19 protein-coding genes are annotated in these 21691 nt (G+C 51.9%); 2 read left to right on the top strand and 17 right to left on the bottom strand.

Annotation, left to right across the window (positions count from 1 at the left end; genetic code table 11):
• Positions 1 to 44 precede the first annotated feature (44 nt).
• Complete coding sequence (gene ppc, locus B3007_RS02655) at positions 45 to 2678, bottom strand: phosphoenolpyruvate carboxylase (RefSeq protein ID WP_301377995.1); 2634 nt, start codon at positions 2676 to 2678, stop codon at positions 45 to 47.
• A gap of 247 nt (positions 2679 to 2925) precedes the next feature.
• On the opposite strand from ppc, the gene B3007_RS02660 reads away from it, so the two are divergent.
• The gene (locus tag B3007_RS02660; RefSeq protein ID WP_068440699.1) at positions 2926 to 3258 is read left to right on the top strand and encodes a hypothetical protein; all 333 of its coding nucleotides are present in this window, start codon (positions 2926 to 2928) and stop codon (positions 3256 to 3258) included.
• A gap of 65 nt (positions 3259 to 3323) precedes the next feature.
• On the opposite strand, the gene mazG is transcribed toward B3007_RS02660, so the two are convergent.
• From mazG to cysM, 4 genes are all read right to left on the bottom strand, one after another.
• Positions 3324 to 4142 (bottom strand): nucleoside triphosphate pyrophosphohydrolase, encoded by an 819-nt coding sequence (mazG, locus tag B3007_RS02665; RefSeq protein ID WP_301377996.1) that lies wholly within the window; start codon positions 4140 to 4142, stop codon positions 3324 to 3326.
• Position 4143: 1 nt separating this feature from the next.
• On the bottom strand, positions 4144 to 6387 hold the full coding sequence (relA, locus tag B3007_RS02670) for a GTP diphosphokinase (RefSeq protein ID WP_297533237.1): 2244 nt from the start codon (positions 6385 to 6387) through the stop codon (positions 4144 to 4146).
• Entirely contained in the window at positions 6387 to 7712 is a 1326-nt protein-coding gene (locus tag B3007_RS02675; protein ID WP_297533238.1) for an rRNA adenine N-6-methyltransferase family protein, read from the bottom strand. The genes relA and B3007_RS02675 overlap by 1 nt, the downstream gene beginning before the upstream one ends.
• A 96-nt stretch (positions 7713 to 7808) precedes the next feature.
• A complete protein-coding gene (gene cysM, locus B3007_RS02680; protein ID WP_297533239.1) occupies positions 7809 to 8714 on the bottom strand; it encodes a cysteine synthase CysM in 906 nt (301 codons plus the stop codon).
• 127 nt (positions 8715 to 8841) lie between these two features.
• Here cysM and B3007_RS02685 point away from each other — a divergent pair, with 127 nt between their 5' ends.
• Positions 8842 to 11637: an ATP-binding protein gene (locus B3007_RS02685; RefSeq protein WP_297533240.1), complete on the top strand. Its 2796-nt coding sequence runs from the start codon at positions 8842 to 8844 to the stop codon at positions 11635 to 11637.
• Here the strand turns inward: B3007_RS02685 and acpS are convergent.
• The 12 genes from acpS to rpoE all read right to left on the bottom strand — a co-directional run bounded on the left by acpS (position 11589) and on the right by rpoE (position 21541).
• Complete coding sequence (gene acpS / locus B3007_RS02690; RefSeq protein ID WP_301377997.1) at positions 11589 to 12059, bottom strand: holo-ACP synthase; 471 nt, start codon at positions 12057 to 12059, stop codon at positions 11589 to 11591. The genes B3007_RS02685 and acpS overlap by 49 nt on opposite strands.
• Positions 12060 to 12797 carry a pyridoxine 5'-phosphate synthase gene (gene pdxJ / locus B3007_RS02695; protein ID WP_301377998.1) on the bottom strand — a complete coding sequence of 246 codons (738 nt, stop codon included), beginning with the start codon at positions 12795 to 12797 and terminating at the stop codon, positions 12060 to 12062.
• Positions 12798 to 12811: 14 nt separating this feature from the next.
• The gene (recO, locus tag B3007_RS02700) at positions 12812 to 13456 is read right to left on the bottom strand and encodes a DNA repair protein RecO (RefSeq protein WP_301377999.1); all 645 of its coding nucleotides are present in this window, start codon (positions 13454 to 13456) and stop codon (positions 12812 to 12814) included.
• Positions 13453 to 14349 carry a GTPase Era gene (gene era, locus B3007_RS02705; protein WP_301378000.1) on the bottom strand — a complete coding sequence of 299 codons (897 nt, stop codon included), beginning with the start codon at positions 14347 to 14349 and terminating at the stop codon, positions 13453 to 13455. Before era ends, recO begins: the two co-directional genes overlap by 4 nt.
• On the bottom strand, positions 14346 to 15035 hold the full coding sequence (gene rnc / locus B3007_RS02710) for a ribonuclease III (RefSeq protein WP_068440721.1): 690 nt from the start codon (positions 15033 to 15035) through the stop codon (positions 14346 to 14348). Before rnc ends, era begins: the two co-directional genes overlap by 4 nt.
• Entirely contained in the window at positions 15028 to 15396 is a 369-nt protein-coding gene (locus B3007_RS02715; protein ID WP_273087554.1) for a DUF4845 domain-containing protein, read from the bottom strand. Before B3007_RS02715 ends, rnc begins: the two co-directional genes overlap by 8 nt.
• 2 nt (positions 15397 to 15398) lie before the next feature.
• Entirely contained in the window at positions 15399 to 17198 is a 1800-nt protein-coding gene (lepA, locus tag B3007_RS02720; protein ID WP_068440724.1) for a translation elongation factor 4, read from the bottom strand.
• Between the two features lie 110 nt (positions 17199 to 17308).
• Complete coding sequence (locus tag B3007_RS02725) at positions 17309 to 18700, bottom strand: DegQ family serine endoprotease (RefSeq protein WP_301378006.1); 1392 nt, start codon at positions 18698 to 18700, stop codon at positions 17309 to 17311.
• A gap of 21 nt (positions 18701 to 18721) precedes the next feature.
• A complete protein-coding gene (locus B3007_RS02730; RefSeq protein ID WP_301378001.1) occupies positions 18722 to 19171 on the bottom strand; it encodes a SoxR reducing system RseC family protein in 450 nt (149 codons plus the stop codon).
• Between the two features lie 67 nt (positions 19172 to 19238).
• Positions 19239 to 20228 carry a MucB/RseB C-terminal domain-containing protein gene (locus B3007_RS02735; protein ID WP_301378002.1) on the bottom strand — a complete coding sequence of 330 codons (990 nt, stop codon included), beginning with the start codon at positions 20226 to 20228 and terminating at the stop codon, positions 19239 to 19241.
• A 3-nt stretch (positions 20229 to 20231) separates the two neighbouring features.
• Positions 20232 to 20933, bottom strand: a complete 702-nt coding sequence (locus B3007_RS02740; protein WP_301378003.1) for a sigma-E factor negative regulatory protein — start codon at positions 20931 to 20933, stop codon at positions 20232 to 20234.
• 20 nt (positions 20934 to 20953) lie between these two features.
• Positions 20954 to 21541, bottom strand: a complete 588-nt coding sequence (rpoE, locus tag B3007_RS02745; RefSeq protein WP_068440813.1) for an RNA polymerase sigma factor RpoE — start codon at positions 21539 to 21541, stop codon at positions 20954 to 20956.
• Between the last annotated feature and the right edge of the window lie 150 nt (positions 21542 to 21691).

Genomic DNA, 21691 nt, shown 5'->3' on the forward strand with positions numbered 1-21691 from the left:
ACGACCTTGGTCGAGGCCTTCTGAGAGCCAGAGAATACGGGCAATCAGCCCGTATTCCGCATGCCGGCAGCAATGCCGGCCATGGTTACCATCAGAGCTTTTTCTACTTCTGTACTGACCACATCAGCGGACTGGCGCTCACGGTAGAGCAATTCCGCCTGAAGATAGTGCAAAGGATCTGTGTATGGATCACGTACCTGCATCGACTGCTGCAGACTCTGATTGTGCTCCAATAATTCGCTTTGCTCTTTCACCTGTAATACCAGTGCGGTCACATCACCCAGGCGCTGTCGCAACAGACTCCCGAGTGGCTGCATATCGGGTTCAACCAGTAACGCTTCGTAGTAACCTGCGATCGCCGTATCTGCTTTCGAGAGTACCATTTCAAGCATATCGATATAGGTTCTGAAAAATGGCCATTCACAATACATCTGCCGTAACATCGTGAGCTTGCCACGCTGTATCTGATCTTCCAGTGCGCTATCTGCTCCTAGCCATGCCGGCAACATTAAACGGATCTGAGTCCAGGCAAAAATCCATGGAATCGCACGCAGGGTTTCAATTCCACCACCGGAACGTCTTCTTGCAGGGCGACTTCCAAGCGATAATTTCCCCAGTTCCTGCTCGGGGGTAGCAGCACGGAAATAACTCACGAAGTCTGGATTATCCCGTACCATAGCGCGGTACGACCCCACACCAACCTCTGCTAACTCGCTCATGGTATCCCGCCATTCTTTGACAGGCGCCTGAGGCGGTAAAAGGTTAGCCTCAAGCACAGCAGATATATAGATTTTAAGGTTTCTCTCGGCGATTTCGGGCAAACCGAATTTAAAACGTATCATTTCACCCTGTTCAGTTACCCGCAGCCCTCCGCGCACAGATCCGGGAGGCTGAGCCAGAATTGCCCGATGAGCAGGGCCACCTCCGCGACCGACCGTACCACCCCGACCATGAAATAATCGCAGTGAATATCCTTGTTCGTCGGCGACGCGGGAAAGAATCTCCTGTGCCTGATACTGAGCCCAGACCGCGGCAAGCTGACCTGCATCTTTGGAAGAATCTGAGTACCCAATCATGACTTGCTGACGGCATTCGCTGTATTCCCTATACCAGGGAACCTGCCACAGCTTTTCCATTCGCGGGCCTGACTGCTCAAGATCAGACAAGGTTTCAAATAAAGGCACTACAGGTAATTTGTGACGGACACCAGAGGCCTGTAACAACAGTGCGACGGATAAAATATCAGACGGTTCACTGGCCATCGAAATGATATAGCAGGACACCCCTCGACCAATCGGCTGCGCCAGAATGCGTGTCGTCGCCAATACTTCCGCAACCTCATCAGACGGCTCCCAGAACTCGGGGATCAATGGGCGCCGGGAAGTCAGCTCTTTTAATAAAAACTCCTGTTTCTTTTCTTCAGACCATTCAAGGTAATCACCCCAACCATAAAAATCACAGATTTCTGCGAGTACGGCACTGTGGCGGGTTGATTCCTGGCGGACATCAAGACGAACAAGTGCAAGTCCAAAACAGGCACAACGGCGCAAAGTATCGAGCAGGTCACCATCGGCGATGGATTTCAGTCCGCTCCCTACAAGGCTGTCGTAGCAGGCCTGTAGCGGTTCGACCAATTCAGCGTCGTCAAGCAGAGGTTCAAGCTCGCAGACTTCGCCATCAACATTTGCCTGCGCCCATTCCCGGGTGTTTTCCAGGCGGGTTCTCAAACCATGCAGACATTCACGATATGGCTCATGACTCGGATACTTTGCTTTAAATTCAGGAGTACCAGCATACATAGAGAGCTGACTACCCAAGTGCTCGATATCTCTCAGATAAAGGTCAGCAGCCATCCAGCGAGCCAGGTACAGCACTTCTTCAGTGACGGTCGAAGTAACGTTCGGGTTCCCGTCCCTATCTCCCCCCATCCATGACGAAAAGCGCACGGGCACAGCGTCCAACGGTAAGGCGGGAGCGCCTCTTTCCATCAAATCTATATTCATGCTGCGTAGCATTTCGGGAATGGCATACCAGAGAGAGTTTTCTATGACCGCGAAGCCCCATTTGGCTTCATCAACCGCCGTCGGACGAACTTTTCGAATTTCATCGGTGTGCCAGATTTCGTTAATCAATCGGGAGATACGTTCTTCAATCGAGGCCAGTGATGGATGTTCGTCATGAAGATCATCACGCTGCTGCAGGAGGTGCGACAGCTCATCGTATTTCTGGATCAGGGTACGGCGAGTGACCTCCGTAGGGTGTGCGGTGAGTACCAGCTCGACATTAGCCGCTGCCACTTTGGAGGTAAGATCTTCGCCTTCGATTCCGGCCTCAACAAGGCGTTTAATCAGGTCAGGGAACATGGTATCGGTGCTCTCTTCACCGACATCCTCCCGCCGCCAGCTGATGCCGTGCTGTTGCTCAGCAAGGTTGGCCAGGTTAAGAAACTGATTAAAGCCCCGTACCACCGGCACCAGAGAATCATCAGACAATCCTTTAAGCAGATCGAGCAGTTTATCCCGGTCGTTTTCATCACCGGTACGGGCGCGTTTAGCCTGCTTACGGATCGTCTCGATCTGGGCCAGCGTGTCTTCACCGAGATCATTACGTATGGTATTGCCCAGCGCGTTTCCCAGCATTCTTACTTTATCGCGAAGCAGCGCGTCGAGTTCTTTCATTATCATCTCCCTGTGGCCCACACAGCGTGCTGACCGGTTCTGATTTGCCCTGACGGCGTAAGTAGATTGTAAAAAGTGGATACTTCAGTGTGCGCTAAATCCGCGGAAACTCAAGGCCACTGCGGTCGCTCGCCATCGCTCAGATTTATTTCCCTGCCAAAGTTTCCAGAAGAGGATGAAAAAAACAGAAACTTTTGCCATAACTTTATTGCCAGAACAGTATAGGCAATAGCGTGAGGAGTATGACGTGAAAGTGAATGAACTAATGCAACACTGGGCTTCTGAGTTTGGAGCTGAACTGACCGAGGAAAGCTACTCTTTGCCGTTAAGTGTTAATGACGCTGCCCGTATTGAGGCGCTGGCTGAAATGTTCCCTTCAATGTCGAAGGAACAGATTCTGCGGGACCTGATCAGCGCTGCACTGGATGACATGGCGTCGGGCTTTCCTTACATCGCGGGGGACAAGGTGGTTGCTGAAGACGAGGATGGCTTTCCTCTGTATGAAGATATTGGGCTGACCCCTCGCTTTCTTGAGTTAGCACGCAAGTACCGGGAAGTGCTGTCTGAAGACAGACATTAATCAGGCTTCAAATTAAGTACAGAAGAGAGAGCAGCTTAAGGCTGCTTTCTGTGCTCTGAGTAAATTCAATCAGTAAGTCGCTTGGCCTTCTTCCAGGCGGATTCCATGCTGTCGGGGGTCATGTTCTCCCAACCACCGGCGATGGTCGAGGCCTCCTCAACAACATCAAATCGTTTCTGGAATCGCTCGTTAGTGCCACGCAGCGCCACCTCAGGGTTTATTTTGTGATGCCGTGCAAGATTCACAACGGCAAAAAGAAGATCCCCGATTTCTTTCTCCAGTAATGCATTATTACCCGCATCTAATTCGACGATAACTTCATCAAGCTCTTCCCGGATTTTATCGACAACCCCGGGATCTTTCTGAGGCCAGTCAAATCCAACAGACGATGCTTTCTTCTGAAGTTTAACAGCGCGCGTGATTGCGGGCAGAGTGACAGGTACGTCTGATAGCAAAGTCTTCTCTGTATTCTGCGGTGCCAGAGCCTTTTCTTCCGCTTTTATTTCATCCCAACGCTGATTAATCCATTCTTCGTCCGGGTCCTCGCCGGGCGCTCGATGACTATCGATGGTTCCCTCTGGGAAAACATGCGGGTGGCGACGGATTAACTTAGCAACAAGACGATCAACAATACTTTCCAGACTGAAGTATCGTTTTTCACTGCCCATCTGACCATAAAAGATGACCTGAAAAAGTAGGTCCCCTAACTCTTCTTCGAGATGCGACCAATCTTCACGTTCAATGGCATCAGCAACTTCATACGCTTCTTCCAGTGTATGCGGAAGGATGGAGGCGAAATCCTGTTTAATATCCCAGGGACAACCCGTGTCAGGATCACGCAGACGACTCATTACGTAAGTCAGGTCTTTTACAGAAAAAGCCATTTCAGCTTCCTGCCCGCACGCGACGGGTTTTCACTACATTCGGAAGTTGCTCAATTTTATTCATGACCCGTGCGAGTCGCTCAAGACTATCCACTTCGACAGTCAGGCTCATGGAGGCAGTATTGTCCCCCTGATCCGAGCGCGTATTCACCGCAACAACATTCACTTTTTCGTTTGCAAGCAACGCACTGACATCACTGAGCAGGCCAGTCCGGTCATAGGCACTGATGACCATCTCTACCGGATACAATTTGCCAGGGCGGCGCCCCCAGCTCACCTGCAGCACGCGACGCGATTCTACCGCTGCAAGATGCAGCAGGTTTTCGCAGTCACTACGGTGGACCGTGACCCCACGACCGATAGTCACATAACCTCGGATATCATCGCCCGGCACGGGGTGGCAGCATTGCGCCATCTGCGTCATGAGGTTACCAACCCCTTCAATAAATACATCATCGGCTGCATCTGACTTTGAGGCTTCGTGACGACGCAGCAGTGGTAACTCCTGCTGGCGATGCGTATTGGTGTCCGCTTGTTTGAGCAACTGATGAATAATCTGACCAAGACGCAGATCACCCGCACCGACTGCGGCAAACATGTCTTCAACCGCTTTCATATTAAGTTGGCGTGCGACATCGTGAAGCGGTTCATCGACGAGATCCAGACGGTCCATTTCATGCAGGACAAGCTGGCGCCCTTCTTCGATATTTTTGTCGCGGTCCTGAAGCTTGAACCAGTGCGCTACTTTTGCCCGGGCTCTCGCAGTATGAATATACCCTGAGTCCGGATATAACCAATCCCGGCTTGGATGTGCAGCTGGATGTGTAAGAATTTCTACCTGCTCGCCCGTATTCAGTCGATACGTGAGAGGAACGATACGGCCATCGACCTTCGCGCCCCGACATTTGTTACCGACTTCAGTATGAACCCTATAGGCGAAATCGACCGGGGTAGCCTCAGTCGGTAAGTCAACGACGTGACCGTCTGGGGTAAACACGTATATACGGTCAGGGTTAATATCACTGCGCAATTCACCAAAGAATCGCGGTAAGTCATCCAGATCTTCCTGCCACTCGAGCACCTGTCTCAGCCAGGCAATTTTCTGCTCGTAGCCCTGATCTTTTGCACTGATGTCTGTGCCCTTATATAACCAGTGCGCACAAACACCCAATTCTGCATCTTCGTGCATCGCATTCGTGCGGATCTGGACTTCAAGGACTTTGCCTTCAGGGCCGATCACCGCAGTATGCAAGGAGCGATATCCGTTCTCTTTGGGGTTCGCAATGTAGTCGTCAAATTCGTTCGGAATATGCCGCCATAGTGAGTGTACGATCCCCAGGGTTGCATAGCAGTCCCTGAGTTCTGGCACCAGAATCCGCACTGCCCGAATATCATAAATCTTCGAAAAATCGAGATTCTTCCGGCTCATCTTCCGCCAGATACTGTAGATGTGCTTAGCCCGGCCGTAGACATCACAGTGAATATCTGCGGCAGTCAGTTCATCGCGCAATGTCTTAACAACACTATCGATGTAGTCCTGGCGCGCGAGTCGCTTTTCATCAATTAGAGAGGCAATTTTTTTATAGGCATCCGGCTGCAGGTAACGAAAAGAAAGATCTTCGAGTTCCCACTTTAAATGACCAATACCAAGACGATGTGCAAGGGGTGCATATATATTGAAAACTTCTTCTGCAACTTTGCGTCGCTTTTCTTCGGGCGCATCTTTTACAGCGCGAATGGCTGATGTTCTTTCTGCCAGCTTAATCAGTGCGACACGGACATCATCAATCATAGCCACCAGCATCTTACGCAGATTGTCTACCTGCGCCTGACGCTGACCGAGTACCACTTCATCGCTGGAATTCTGGATAGCGCTGATAGCAGCCATCCGTAGCACACCCTCAATTAATTTCGCGACCTCCTGGCCAAACTGTCGCTCTACTTTCTGAAGTGCAAGACGACCTTCACGGACAGCACGATAAAGAATCGCCGCAATGATCGACGCATTATCGAGGCGCAGATCAATCAATGTCTGCGCCATTTCGATACCCATCTGGACGCTGTCAATCGACCAGTATGTGCGGTTTGCAATCGCTTCGTCTGACAACTTCTTTGCCAGCTCCAGCGCTTCACGCAATTCCTCGGGATTGTGCAGATCAGAAGTATGAGAAATTTCCTCTAACCAGCGATCTATATCCAGTGAACCGTCATGCAACAGTGGATGATCTTCGCGTACCTTAACCATTATTTTCCCCGATACTTCAGTAGCACCATGGTTTCGACATGATGCGTCTGCGGGAACATATCCATAATTCCTGCCTTAATAACCTCATAACCCGCGGGTACCAGTTGTGCGAGATCCCGTGCCAGAGTCGCCGGATCACAGGATACATAAAGAATCCTGCCAACTTTTCGTCGAATCAGCTCCGTCATGACTGTGTCTGCACCAGCGCGTGGCGGATCGAGCAACACAGCATCAGGCTCAGGTAGTGATTCAAGGGTGCCTGATGCCGATAGATCAGCACACTTGGTCTGCAAAGAAAGGGCCAATTTCTCTGCCTGCGCCTGAAGGCTGTCCGTCATAGCCTGCTGGCCCTCGACGGCAATAACCTGTTTGCAGCGCTTTGCCAGGGGCATAGAGAAGTTTCCGTGCCCGGCAAATAAGTCCCAGATCTGTTCATTTTCTGCCGGTTCCAACCACTTCAGCGCCTGAGCCACCATGCTTTGGTTGATGCTGCGGTTAACCTGAATAAAGTCGTCGGCCTGAATACGCAGCTTCAGACCATCAACTTCGTGCCATATTTCGTCGGGGTTATCCGGCCACAAAGCCACAGGTGAAGCATGTTTCTCTGTGCGTACCCATAATTGCAAAGGCAAATCAGAGCCTGCCTGCCAACGCTCAAAGGTCTGAATCAGAACCTGATGATCATTTCCAGAGAGCGGCTTCAGCGCCCGAAGGATAAATACCAAAGCACTGTCTGCCAAGAGCGGCTCAATCTGCGTAATCAGTGAAGCAGCCTCAAGTGAATTGATCACCTGACGCCACTCGGACCAGCCCAGTGCAGGATGATCAGGCAGCACAATGCAACGATCGATGTCGGTGAGGTGAGAACTCGCAGCCTCGCGGAAACCAATAAAGTTCTTCTGCTGCTCTTTACTGAAGCGTACGCCCAGACGCGCCTTGCGCCGGTAGTGCCACTCCTCACTGGTAAGGGGAGCTGCCCAGCTATCGACCGGGACCTTCTGGCGTCCGAACTCGCGCTCGACCCGGCTCTGTTTGAAAAGAACCTGAGCGTCATACTGCATATGCTGAAGATCACAACCACCACAGCGCTGATAGTGAGGGCAGTCTGGAGTGCGACGGGCTTCAGACTCATTGCCCTCAATCCCCAGTAGCTGTGTATGCCAGATTTTCTTACTGCGCTCGAGCATACGCACCCGGACTTTTTCACCGACCAGTGCACCCGGCACAAAATAGACATCGCGCCCAGAGCGGGCAACTCCCTGCCCTTCAGAATTCAGATTGTCGATGATCAGGCTGAGTTCACGGCCTTTTCCTGACTGCTTCACGCGTCTTCCATCCGTTATTATTTATTCAGTAAAACCGCATCAATGCCTGAGGCAGATAATCTCGTGAAGCACTAAATTGGGGCATTTTTCTTCGATTCAAGATGTCGTAAAGACACCGGATGACAGATAACGATCACCGCGATCACAGACAATCGCCACCACGGTTGCCCCTGGGTTTGAACGCGCAATATCTATCGCGGCAGCTACCGCGCCGCCTGATGAAACGCCACAGAAGATACCTTCGCGACGCGCCAGCTCACGCATCGTATTTTCAGCGAGATCCTGACTGATGTCTTTCACGGTATCGACGCGCTGACTGTCAAAAATCGTCGGCAGATATTCCTGAGGCCAGCGACGTATTCCCGGAATCGCCGCACCATCCGATGGTTGCAGGCCGATGATCTGGATATCAGGATTCTGTTCCTTGAGGTAACGTGATGCCCCCATGATCGTTCCGGTTGTACCCATGGAACTGACGAAGTGGGTGACACGCCCATGCGTCTGCTGCCAGATTTCAGGGCCGGTACCCTGATAGTGCGCCTCAGGGTTATCCAGATTACCGAATTGGTTCAACACCACGCCTTTACCGTCGCTCTCCATCCTGAGAGCGAGATCCCGGGCACCTTCCATACCCTCCTCTTTCGACACCAGTATCAGCTCAGCGCCATACGCCTCCATCGACCAGCGACGTTCCATCGTGGCGTTATCGGGCATGATAAGAATCATCCGGTACCCCATGATGGCGGCAGCCATGGCCAGCGCAATACCTGTGTTGCCGCTTGTTGCTTCAATCAGGGTATCGCCCGGACTAATGTCCCCGCGCGCCTGCGCCTGCTGGATCATAGACAGCGCCGGGCGGTCTTTAACTGAGCCCGCGGGATTATTACCCTCAAGCTTAAGCAAAACCTGACTGCCGTTATCGATTTCGAGCATCCGCTGCAAACGTACCAGCGGAGTCTGACCAACACAGTCTGCGATGGTAGGATAAACAGGATCAGTCATAGGTACTCCGGAAATCAGGCGTATGCATATGGCGCGCTATTCTAACGAAGAGCCGGAGGTAGTGCATGTCAGATTTGCACCATGACAGTCTGCCCTATATTCTGGGATTTTTATCAGACACGCCCGTATGAATAACTGGAGCATCCGCAATCGCATCCTTCTGATGGCACTCCTGCCCGGTGTCATGGTATCGCTGGTACTCGGGATGTTCTTTATCGTTGGTCGGACTTCCGACCTTAGTGACCTTCTCGAGGCGCGCGCCCTGGCCATGGGCAAACAACTGGCGCCCACCTGTGAGTACGGCGTTATGACCGGAAACACGGGGATTCTTCAGAACATTGCTAACAATATGCTCGAAGAAAGGGACGTACGTGCCGTCAATATGTTTGACCAAGAGATGAACCTACTGGCTCACTCGGGGCCACGTATGATAACTGACCGGATAAGTGCCACAGAGCTGAAGGAAAATCAGCTACAGCTTGCCAGAACAACAGGCTCTGTCAGGGTAAAAGCTCCCATATTTGCCCAGAATCTGGTGATCTCAGATCAGCTCACAGAGCAATTTTATGCTCAGGCTCAGGATACCGAATTGCGCCTTCTGGGCTGGGCAGAAATAGAACTGTCGAACAGCAATACCCGGTTGATGCAATACCAGCTCCTTGCATCCTCGTTTTCAATTATCGCGGTTGTTCTGCTGTTAGGATCGTTTTTCGCCATACGGATCAGCCGTAATATCTCAGGCCCGGTACAGGACATCCTGAACGCCCTGAACGAAATTCGAGGCGGTAAACTCGATACCCGAATTCACGTTAACTCTACCGGTGAACTGCAGGATCTCGCCGCAGGCGTCAATGCGATGGCTGCCGCCATTCAGCGAGCCAATATTGAGCACCAACACTCGATGGAGCAGTCTGCACGCGAAAGTCAGGAAACCATTGATGAGCTGGAAATCCGCAACCACGAATTGATGATTGAGCACCGCAATGCGCTTGAATCAAGCCGCACAAAATCCGAGTTTCTGGCCAACGTATCCCATGAAATCAGAACGCCACTTAACGGCATCATTGGCTTCTCCGACCTGCTTGCCCGAACTCAGGTAAATGAGCGCCAGGGCGAGTACGTTGATACGATTCGTCGATCCTCAGAAGACCTGCTCAACATCATTAACGATATTCTCGACCTCTCCAAAATTGATGCCGGAAAATTGATTCTGGAGGCAGAAAACTTCGACCTCCGCGATCTTGTAGAAGAGGTACTTCAGGTTCTAACACCGAATGCTTATTCGAAAGGCATTGAGGTTTACCAGTATATTTCGCCAGATATGCCTGACCTGATCGTTTCTGACCGGTTACGTCTCAAGCAGGTACTCACCAACCTTTGCAGTAACGCCGTGAAATTTACTCACGAAGGCGGCGTGTCGATCAGTGTCGTTCCGATTCAACAGAAAAACGGTCATATCAGTATCCAGTTCGATGTTGCAGATACAGGTATTGGTATCAGCTCAGAACAACAGGCGCGCCTGTTTCAGGCATTTTCTCAGGCGGACCCTGGCATTGCCCGTCAGTATGGCGGAACAGGTCTTGGGCTGATTATCTCACGCGCTCTGGTCGAAGCTATGGGCGGCGATATACGGGTACACAGTGACGAAGGTGCAGGCTCGACCTTCTCATTTACTATCGAAGCCGAAATTGATGAAGAAAATGCCCAACTTCCTCAATCGCTGGCCGATTGCAAAATTGCCCTGATCAACCCGAACGGCGCACCATCACGAGATACGATTGAGCTGCTGGAAAAACGCGGTGCAACCCTGAAGGAATATCATAGTCCTGCCGAAGTTCCTGTTACCTGTGGTGAAAAAAAGACGGATGTCGCGATCATTTTTTGCGATCGCCATATGATCAGCCAGGGAGGAATGGACGAGTGGTTGACAATTTGTTCCGGTAAGGGGATTCCCGTTCTGAATATCAGCAGGAACGCTCTGCCTGAACGTATGCGCGCCACAGTAACGACACCTCTGCTCACTGCACCCTACACCCAGACACAACTGGTCAGACAGGTGTTGCAGTTATGCGGGCATAATGTCGAGCCACTGGCGGCGCCCGATACACCAGCACCTCAAGAAGTTCCGACAGTGCTGGCCGTCGATGACAACGAAGCAAACCTCAAACTAGCAGTGACACTACTGAATGAGCTCGGCGTAAATACTCTTCAGGCACCCTCCGGTTTTGATGCGGTAGCCATGGCAACCCGTGACTGTCCGGATTTGATTCTGATGGACATTCAGATGCCAGGGATGTCAGGCAATGAAGCAACCGCCCGCATCCGGAAGCTGCCGGGTAAACGCAATCTACCTATCGTTGCGCTCACCGCCCACGCGATGTCCGACGAACGTCAGGCATTAATTGCGAACGGCTTCAGCGATTACCAGACGAAACCAGTATCCATGGAACAACTGGCACGGATTATTGAGCGCTGGACCGGTTTTAAAGCAGACAGCGAAGAGAGCCCGCCACTTCGACATGAAGCTCCGGCAGCAACCGGCATTTTCAATACAGAACTGGCCTTGCATCAGGCTAACGGAAACCCCGGATTAGCAACCGATATGTTCAGTATGCTGATCGATATGCTGCGTAAAGAAAAAGACGTGATTCTGGAGCTATGGGAAGAAGAAAAAATGCCCGAGCTTCTGGAGGCAACTCACAAGCTACACGGTGCAGCACGCTACTGTGGCGTCCCCGCATTGAGATCAGCACTGGAAGCATTTGAAACCTGTCTGAAAGAACAGAACTCTGAAGCGTATCCAGAACTTCTCAGGGTGCTGATGACCGAAACGGAACGCTTATTAAAATGGGCCGGAGACAATGACTGGCAAGCTCAGTTTGAAGATGCGTCTGGTACCAAAGCCAATACTGAAAATGCCTGAACCCAGCCATCGTCGTCACTCAGACTCAATAATAATTGGGCCCGTTCGTCGACTGATCGCATAATCTCTTCAGCACGACCGCTGACGTGTACCAGTGGTTTGCCAGCGCGATCACGCTGAATAGAAAAATCCTGAAAACTGACACCAGAGGCAATACCCGTTCCCAATGCCTTGGCCAATGCTTCCTTTGCAGAGAACGCTTTAGCCAGATAATTTATGGGATCAGGATGTTCTGAAAATACCTGCTGTTCGGCAGGCGTCAATAACCGTTTTACAAGCCGCTCGGAGTGTCGTTCATAGGCCTCTTTAATTCGGCCCACAGCGAGTAAATCAGTACCTACGCCAGCGGCTGTAAGCAGAGTTTCTCCCCCTGCTACAGAAAATCCGGGCGCAGTACAACCGGGTACAGGGCGATCAACCACTCAGGCACGCGCCTCAACGAGCAGTTGCTTCATGTCGCGCACCGCACCTTCCAGACCGCTGAAAAGCGCCTGAGCGATGATCGCGTGGCCAATATTCAGCTCATTCATCTGCGGGATCTGCGCGATGGCTTCGACATTGTGATAATGCAATCCATGCCCGGCATTAACGATCAGCCCTTTACCTGCAGCGTACGCCGCTGCATCGCGGATACGTTCAAGCTCCCGGGCCTGCTCCGCAGGAGTCTCAGCATCAGCATAACCGCCGGTATGTAACTCGATCACCGGAGCACCGGTACGAACCGTCGCATCAATCTGTTCGTAATCAGCATCAATAAAGAGCGAAACTTCAGCCCCCACGGCGGCGAGGCGCGCGACCGCATCCTTGATCGTGTTTTCCTGGGCAAGAACGTCCAGCCCGCCCTCGGTGGTCAGTTCTTCCCGCTTCTCTGGCACCAGACAACAGGCTTCGGGCTTTACTTCTTCTGCCAGCTGAATCATGGCTTCAGTAACCGCCATCTCAAGATTCATCCGGGTCTGAAGCGTATCCGCGAGCATCCTGACATCACGAACCTGAATATGACGGGCATCTTCTCGAGGATGAATCGTAATACCATCCGCGCCCGCCTGCTCAGCTATAAAAGCGGCCTGAACCGGGTCTGGGTAGCGGGTTCCCCGAGCCTGTCTGAGTGTCGCAACGTGATCGATATTAACGCCAAGCAAAACGCGTGTGTTGGTCATATTTCTATCCTGTTTCAGGAACGATGTATTAATAATTCACGACTGATAAGCGGTCTGGAAACTGCGCAATCAATTGCAATACGCAATACCTGACGAGCGACGGCCAGAGCGCCCTGCTGACGGAACTCACCCTCAGCAATGGCAAGCAGGATTTCACCATTCCAACCATCGGGGTCTTCAATCAGCCCCTCTCCGGCACGGAAAAGATAACGGGTTCCGGCGATGACGGGAGCACCATGAGTCGTCTGCGTCCAGTGTATACCCTGTCCGCAATGACTGAGAAGACACTGTTCGAACATACGCAACCAGATGTCGATCCTCTCGTTGTTACTTAAATTCGAAAGTATGGTTGAGTATAAATCGAATAACTCATTGGAAGGGTCATTTAAAGGGAGAATGGTCGTCAGCAGCTCATCCATATAGAGAGCACAGACAAGTGCCTCACCGGACAACCCAAGCGCAGGATCTGCTTCGCAGGTCTTCAGTTTGGGAAGATCACCACTGGCAGGCCACTCACCACGGCATGGCTGGTGTATTTCCGGTAACTGCGCATCACGGCAAACGACCTTGACCAGCCCACTATGTCTCGTGAATAAGGTACAAAGCCAGTCCGAGCCGCCACCCAGTGGCTCACGTTTCAGTAGCCACCAGTGCTTCATATCTCCCGGTCGTCGTACCCCAGACTTCTCAGAGCCCTTTCATCGTCTGACCAGTTGGATTTCACTTTTACCCAGAGATTCAGCATGACCTTACAGTCAAACAGTGATTCCATATCTTTGCGTGCTTCGATGCCAATCTGTTTTATGCGGTAACCTGCATCACCAATCACAATGCGCTTCTGCGACTGACGCTCGACCATGATCAGCGCACTGATTTCGATCAGCGTTCCTGTGTGCGCAAATTCTTCAATCTCGACCGTCATTTCGTACGGTAACTCATCCCCCAGTTGTCGCATGATTTTCTCGCGAACCAATTCGGCGGCAAGAAAACGTGAACTGCGGTCAGTAATCTGATCTTCAGGGTAAAAATATGGATTTTCAGGCAGATAGCTGCGAATAAGGTGTTCAATACGTTCGACGTTATGGCCTGTCTTCGCGCTCAGAGGAATGATCTGATCAAACGGGTGCCTGCCAGCAAGCTCTTCGAGGTAAGGAAGCAGCTCGTCTTTATCTCGTACAAAATCGATTTTATTCACGACCAGAATCACCGGCGCACGCTGCTGCTTAATGGTCTGGAGCACCATTTCATCTTCATCAGTCCAGCGCATCCGATCGACAACCATCACCACCAGATCAACGTCTTTTACCGCCGTTGTGGCTGCGCGGTTCATATAGCGATTAATCGCCTTATCATGCGCTTTATGAATCCCGGGAGTATCAACAAAAACGATCTGACTATCTTCTTCTGTGAGAATGCCCAGAATCTGGTGACGAGTCGTTTGCGGCTTACGGGATGTAATAGAAAGCTTTTGGCCGAGAATCCGGTTCATCAGCGTAGATTTGCCAACATTCGGACGACCAACAATCGCCACAAAACCAGTGCGTGTACTCATGATGCTGACTCCTCAAGCCCAAGACGTTTCAGAAATACCTGAGCAGCAGCCTGCTCAGCAGCCCGGCGACTTGAGCCTTCTGCCGTGACAACATCTTCCTGCTGTGGAATGCGACAGCTGACCGTGAATACCTGTTCATTACCGGGCCCACCGACACTGACTACAGTGTACTTCGGCAAACTCAGACGGTTGGCCTGCTGATGCTCCTGAAGGCGGGTCTTAGGGTCTTTAATCGGGTCTTCGAGAGTCAGTGCATTCAGCCGCGACTCATACCACGCCAGAATACGTTCTGATGCAGACGTCTGCCCTGAATCCAGATAAATAGCGCCAATAATTGCCTCCACTGCATCGGCCAGAATCGAATCACGGCGGTGCCCACCACTTTTCATTTCGCCAGAACCCAGAAGTAAAAATTCACCAAGGTCGAATTCTTTCGCGATCTCCGCCAGCGTGTCACCTTTTACCAGTCTCGCTCGCAGGCGGCTCAACTTGCCTTCTTTCGCATGAGGAAATTTACGGAACAGTGCTTCGGCAATAACAAAATTCAGGATGGAATCACCGAGGAATTCCAGACGTTCGTTGTTGGTTCCCGACAGGCTTCTGTGGGTTAACGCTAAGTTAATCAGCGCCTCGTCACTGAAGGTATAGCCGAGGCGCTGAGAGAGTTTTAACAGGGGATTATTCACTGGTGATAACTTTCTGGTGCTGGAAGGTAAGTACGAAATCGATATTCGCCAGGAAGTGGCCTCGGTTTTCGTAAGTCCAGTCGATGGTCAGAGTATTCCGGTCACGTTTAACGATCAGTTTGTCCGTCGTAACCTGAATATTATTATTACGGAGGCGTCGCTCAAGTTCATCTTTCACTGAGCGCTCAGAGCTGCGCGCGTTCACTTTGCCGCTCTCTTCCATATTGTCCAGAACGATACCGATTTCGGTATCATCAAAATAGATAGGAACGATGACCATCACGGCACGCAGCAATACGATGCCAATCAGAATTAATAGCAGCGCAGTCGCTGTTGTCATACCGTGCTGGTTTCGTTTCATATTTAATCATCCACTTTGAGGACAGCAAGAAACGCCGATTGCGGAATCTCTACACTGCCGATCTGTTTCATCCGTTTTTTACCTTCTTTCTGCTTCTGCAGCAGTTTCTTCTTACGACTCACGTCACCACCGTAACACTTGGCCGTCACGTTTTTTCTCAGTGCTTTTACAGTCGTACGTGCAACCACCTGGTTGCCTACAGCGGCCTGAATCGCTACGTCGAACATCTGACGAGGGATCAGTTCTTTCATTTTCTCAGTCAGGAGGTTACCACGGCGACGCACGCTGTCTTTGTGCATAATCACTGCCAGTGCATCCACACGATCACCGTTTACCAGAACGTCCAGACGAACCAGTGGTGCTTCCTGAAAACGCAGGAAACTGTAATCCAGAGAAGCAAAACCACGGCTCGCTGATTTAAGACGATCAAAGAAATCCATGACCACTTCAGCCATAGGAATTTCGTAACGTAATGACACCTGACTCCCGGTGTACTGCATATCGACCTGTACGCCGCGCTTGTCGACACACAGAGAAATAACATTCCCCAGGTATTCCTGAGGCACAAGAATATTACACTCGGCGATCGGCTCACGCATTTCATCGATGGAGCCAATATCAGGTAGTTTCGATGGGTTATCCACATTGACGACGTCGCCCTTACGGGTAACGACTTCGTAGATTACCGTCGGCGCAGTAGTGATAAGGTCCAGATCGTACTCACGTTCGAGGCGCTCCTGAATAATTTCCATGTGCAGCATACCCAGGAAGCCACAGCGGAAACCGAAGCCCAGCGCATCAGAATTTTCAGGTTCAAAGAACAGCGAAGCGTCATTCAGTGAGAGCTTATCAAGCGCAACACGGAAGGCTTCGTAGTCGTCCGACGACACAGGGAATAGACCCGCATATACCTGCGGCTTAACCTTCTGGAAACCCGGAAGGGCATCAACGTCCGGGTTTTTGGTAGACACAATCGTGTCACCGACGGGCGCCCCATGAATATCTTTAATGCTGGCGCAGAGGTAACCCACCTCACCGGTATTCAGCTCGGGGCGCTTGGTCATCTTCGGCGTAAAGTAACCTACATCATCAACAATATGGTCTTTACCGGTCGACTTCAGGCGAATTTTGTCACCTTTCTTGATTGAGCCATTCTTGACACGGATAAGCGATACAACGCCCAGGTATGGGTCAAACCATGAGTCGATGATCAAAGCCTGCAGCGGTGCATCCGGATCCCCTTCGGGAGCAGGGATGTTGGCGACCAGGTCTTCGAGCACGTCTTCGACGTTAAGACCACTCTTAGCGGAACAACGCACTGCGTCGGTCGCATCTATGCCGATAATGTCTTCGATTTCCTGAGCCACGGCATCCGGGTCGGCCTGCGGGAGATCCATCTTGTTCAGTACCGGGCGGACTTCCAATCCCTGTTCAATCGCGGTGTAACAGTTGGCAACGGACTGAGCCTCAACACCCTGTGCTGCATCAACCACCAGAAGAGCACCTTCACAGGCAGACAGTGAGCGGCTCACTTCATAACTGAAGTCGACGTGTCCTGGGGTATCGATAAAGTTGAGCTGATACGTCTCACCGTTCCGTGCGGTGTAGTTCAGGGTGACGCTCTGTGCCTTAATAGTGATGCCACGTTCGCGCTCAATATCCATGGAGTCCAGAACCTGCTCCTGCATTTCGCGATCGGAGAGGCCGCCGCATACCTGAATAAAGCGGTCAGACAGAGTAGATTTGCCGTGGTCGATGTGGGCAATGATGGAGAAGTTGCGAATGTGGTCCAGCTGGCTCACAGAATAATCATCCGGTTGTGAATTCAATCGGATGATTTTACCTGAAGGACCGGGTTAAGGCTATGAATGACGGGGGCCTGTCAGCCCCTGCCCTGTCTATCATGCGCGGGTCAGTTCACCCGAAGCGGTATGAAGGAGGCCTGACCCCGGCGAACAATACGCATCGGCACGCTGCGATTGCTTGGCAGGTCTTTAACGACACGCTCAAAATCCGCCACCGAACTGATGCGCTGACCATTGATCATGGTAATAACATCACCGCGGACCACGCCCGACATGGACGCCGGACCACGATTCACATCAGTGACGACAACGCCCTGCTCGTTACTCTTACCGGCAGGAATATCACTGACGACGAGCCCTAACCGGTTGCTCTTACGCTCTGCAGGTGGGGTATTCGATGACAATTGAATATCATCAGACTCCGGTAGCGCACCGATTTCAACATCAATGGTCTTTCTCTTTCCTGCTCGAACCACCGAGAGCTTCGCGGTATCACCGGCCCGTAAACGGCCGATAAGATGTGGCAGGTCTGACGAAAGCTGAACGTCCTTACCGTTCACCTTCACGATAATATCGCCACTGACCAGGCCCGAACTCTCGGCCGGACTACCGTCTACTACCTGAACGACGAGAGCACCAGCAGCACGATCAAGTCCGAACGATTCAGCCAGATCCTTATTGACCTCCTGAATGACCACACCGAGCCAACCACGACTGACCTTACCTTTGCTCTTGAGCTGCTCTGCGACATCCATTGCAACATTAATCGGGATCGCAAATGACACCCCCATAAAGCCGCCCGAGCGCGTGTATATCTGGGAGTTAATGCCTACGACCTGCCCCTCAAGATTAAAGAGAGGACCACCAGAGTTCCCCGGATTAATGGCAACGTCAGTCTGAATAAAGGGCACGTAGTTTTCGTTGGGCAAGCTTCGCCCTTTGGCACTGACAATGCCGGCAGTCACAGAATAATCAAACCCAAAAGGTGAACCAATGGCGACAACCCATTCACCGACATCAAGCTTATCGGAATCACCAAGCTCTACCGTCGGCAGATCATCGGCATCTACTTTCAGCACAGCGAGATCAGAGCTTGGGTCAGCACCAATTAGTACGGCCTCAAGTTCTCGACGGTCATTCAGGCGTACGATGATTTCATCGGCACCCTGGACAACATGGTTGTTGGTGAGGATATAACCGTCATCAGAGACGATAAAGCCAGACCCCAGGGAGTTGCTGTCACGGCGCGGCACAGGCCCCTGAGGGAACTGACGTCCGAAAAAATGCCTGAATATTTCTGGCATATCGTCTGGCATACCATATTGCCCGGATAACGCACTTTTCTGTTGGGCATGTTGGACGGTGCTGATGTTTACCACCGCGGGCGAGGTCTCCTTCACCAGATCACGGAAATCCGGAAGGTCTGCATGTGCCGAAGTCCACGACACCGCTAAAAAGAAAGTCAGAAGGCTCAGCGAATGTTTAATCGCCAATGTCATTTTCATCGAGGGCTATCTCCGCTATTCAGAAACTCCGTTTATATTTATTGCGGTAGAGTGTGTTTTTTTCAATACGGTTGGCTGCCACTCAGATTGCATTTTCCTGCCAAGCTGGCGTGCGGCGAGCAACCCAAGGATCAGCCCCAACCCCCCGGCGAGAAGCGACTGCGACTCAGAACCACCCTGAAATCCGATAACGGCCCCCAGAATAAGTCCCAATAGTGGTAATCCGTACATAGCCAGAGCGCTGATGGCGAGAGACCCGGAGGGAAGCACAACCGTGACCTGATCTCCGACCTTGAAAGAGTCGTTCGTACGCACCCACAAGCGAACAGGCTTGCCCATTTTACTGAGCGTATGCTGTCCGCATCCAGCGCGCGCACTGCACGCACCACAGGCGCTCTGCTGAACACCTTCTACCCAGATACCATCGTCACCTGTTCCGACGACCTGAACAACTTCCTGACTCACATTTATGACCTTACTTTACAGCTTTCTACAATCGGGAGGACGCCGGACGAGGCCGCAGTCGCGTGTTTCACTTCATACTGAGAGAGTACGAAGGAATCGCAGAATCCAATACTTTATCGAGCGTCATAGGAGGGAGCTCCCCAACGACGCTCAGGCGAACGCGCTGTCCATCCTGCGTAAGAATATCTTCTACGGTAGCCGAAACCGGGCCCCACTGTCGACTGACACGGGATGAGGACGACCTGCCTTGCCCGACACGATCAACGAACAGAGAGAATGAAGCCAGCCCGTCAGAGAAGGTCATGCGAATATTATCATCAGACTCGATCGCCTGCTGGATGTGAAACCCCTTGGGCAACCAGGATGGGAACCAGTCCGACTCAGGACTCACATCAACGCTATTTTTCTTACTGAATTGGAGGGTGTGCCCGACATCAGCAGCCCTAGACTCGTTGTCTGGCATGGTAAATTCTGTATCCAGACTCACAAACTGATAGCGTCGCAGCACTCTACCCTGTTCATTCGTCATTTCAGCTTTTAACGGCAGCTTAGAGGCCTTGTCCAACCAGATCTGGTAAGCATAACGGTCAGGACGCTCAGGGGTTATCCAGATAGAAACCGTCTGGCGACCCGCGACACGCTCTGATTGAAGATCGGCGAGGGCAAAATCGTAGCTCTGATCGAGCGCTGAAAGAGATGAAGGGAAATTATGACCGAACGGCTTCATGACGTCGGGCGTCATACCCGATTGATGCTGGCCCTCGTGAATACATACGATTTCATCGTGGGCAAGAATCTGAGAGCGCTCGAGGCCAGTCAGATAGTCTGTCCTTTGCACCAATCCCTGGTTCCGATAGGTTTGCTGGATTCGGGCCGACTCCCAGCGAGCGGGAGACCCAAACATTACGCTGCCTGAATAACTCTGAGAGCGAACAGCCTCACTCATGTCTGACATTAAGCTTAACGCTTTCTGGTCGCCTGCGCTCGCAGACACCCCGAACGTCAGCCCCACCGCCAAAAGCGCGGTGGAACATCGGGTGCTTAACGACTCGAGCATAAATTACTCTGGCGCAGGTCCAGCGCTGACTTCAGCCCGGACGCGCTCGCGGATGCCGCTGTCCTGGCCAAAGTTTGCGACACGTGCATATGGCACAGCCTGATGCGTTTCCATACCAAAGGCCTGGTCTTCGTGCTCGAGCACATATTGCTTCAGGCGTTCCTGAGCTTCTGCCAGTTCTGCAGCAGACATCTGAGTGTCAGCAGCCACTGAAGCAGCCGCAACAGAAGACTGAGGCATCACCGCAGGCACTGACTGAACAGCTTCCGCCTTGGCAAGCGTCATATCAGCAGAACCAACCGTAACGTCAGGCACGGAAAGCACTCGCGCACCCAACAGAACCGCCATGGTCACCGAAGCAGCAACCGCACCTGATACCATCCAGCCCGGCAAAACGGACGCTTTGGGCTGCGTGGCGTCAGAGGTTTCAACGTCAGGCGCCGCTGCACTTGTTGAAGCACTCGCCTGACCAGCCCCCGGAACTTCGTCCATTGGCTCACCTTCTATGGCCTGCAAAATCCCTTTTGAGAGATCAACGGTGTCAACGGATTCACCGCGCATAGCTGCCCCGATCAGGTGGAAGTTTGCCCACTGCTCTCGGAATTCAGCATCATTTTCGACGTGATTCAATACACGTCTCAGTTCAAGCTCGTCACACTCGCCATCACAGAGAGCTGACAGAGACTCCCTTATCCGGTTCTTCATAAACTACACCCATCCAGCATTTATGCAGTCGCGCTGAGCAACGGCCGCATTTTCTTTTCAATTGCTTCCCGCGCTCGGAAAATTCGGGATCTTACTGTCCCTATCGGGCAATTCATTGCCTCTGCAATCTCTTCGTAACTGAGCCCTTCGAGCTCACGTAGGGTCACTGCACGACGTAATTCGTCTGGCAGATCTTCGATCGCATCAAATACGACCTTGCGCAGCTGATCTCTCTGAAGGAGACCATCCGGCGTCTCTACGTCTTTCATATTGGCCTCGTCTGCGAAATAAGCAGCGTCGTCGAGGTCAATGTCCTGAGTCGGCGTCTTACGACCACGACTGATCAGGTGATTCTTAGCGGTATTCACCGCAATCCGGTACATCCAGGTATAGAACTGGCTATCTCCGCGGAAAGAGGGTAGCGCCCGATACGCTTTGATAAATGCTTCCTGCGTCACATCCTGAGCTTCAGCATGATCGGAAACAAACCGACCTACCAAAGAAAGGATACGATGCTGGTACTTCACCACCAGCAGGTCGAATGCCCGCCGGTCACCCTTCTGAACCCGCGCGACCAATTGTTGGTCTGAAGCTGGTTGGTCGGTCATCTGGTTACCTGCATCTGTAGGTTGCTTCTCTGCAACATTAGTTGAACGAGTCACACCTTGCCCTCCGTTAGTGGCTGTATAAGTTCGGTGTGTCTCAGAGCAGATAGTTCATTATCTTGACACTTCGTGACATACACACCGATAGACCAC

Source organism: Thalassolituus sp. UBA675 (genome assembly GCF_002297765.1).
Lineage (GTDB): Bacteria > Pseudomonadota > Gammaproteobacteria > Pseudomonadales > Oceanobacteraceae > Thalassolituus.

Coding starts and splice junctions, on each gene's coding strand:
- B3007_RS02685 (WP_297533240.1), top strand. CDS start 8,842: ATGAATAACTGGAGCATCCGCAATCGCATCCTTCTGATGGCACTCCTG.
- rpoE (WP_068440813.1), bottom strand. CDS start 21,541: ATGACCGACCAACCAGCTTCAGACCAACAATTGGTCGCGCGGGTTCAG.
- pdxJ (WP_301377998.1), bottom strand. CDS start 12,797: ATGACCAACACACGCGTTTTGCTTGGCGTTAATATCGATCACGTTGCG.
- cysM (WP_297533239.1), bottom strand. CDS start 8,714: ATGACTGATCCTGTTTATCCTACCATCGCAGACTGTGTTGGTCAGACT.
- B3007_RS02740 (WP_301378003.1), bottom strand. CDS start 20,933: ATGAAGAACCGGATAAGGGAGTCTCTGTCAGCTCTCTGTGATGGCGAG.
- era (WP_301378000.1), bottom strand. CDS start 14,349: ATGAGTACACGCACTGGTTTTGTGGCGATTGTTGGTCGTCCGAATGTT.
- ppc (WP_301377995.1), bottom strand. CDS start 2,678: ATGAAAGAACTCGACGCGCTGCTTCGCGATAAAGTAAGAATGCTGGGA.
- B3007_RS02735 (WP_301378002.1), bottom strand. CDS start 20,228: ATGCTCGAGTCGTTAAGCACCCGATGTTCCACCGCGCTTTTGGCGGTG.
- B3007_RS02725 (WP_301378006.1), bottom strand. CDS start 18,700: ATGACATTGGCGATTAAACATTCGCTGAGCCTTCTGACTTTCTTTTTA.
- relA (WP_297533237.1), bottom strand. CDS start 6,387: ATGGTTAAGGTACGCGAAGATCATCCACTGTTGCATGACGGTTCACTG.
- mazG (WP_301377996.1), bottom strand. CDS start 4,142: ATGGCTTTTTCTGTAAAAGACCTGACTTACGTAATGAGTCGTCTGCGT.
- recO (WP_301377999.1), bottom strand. CDS start 13,456: ATGAAGCACTGGTGGCTACTGAAACGTGAGCCACTGGGTGGCGGCTCG.
- B3007_RS02715 (WP_273087554.1), bottom strand. CDS start 15,396: ATGAAACGAAACCAGCACGGTATGACAACAGCGACTGCGCTGCTATTA.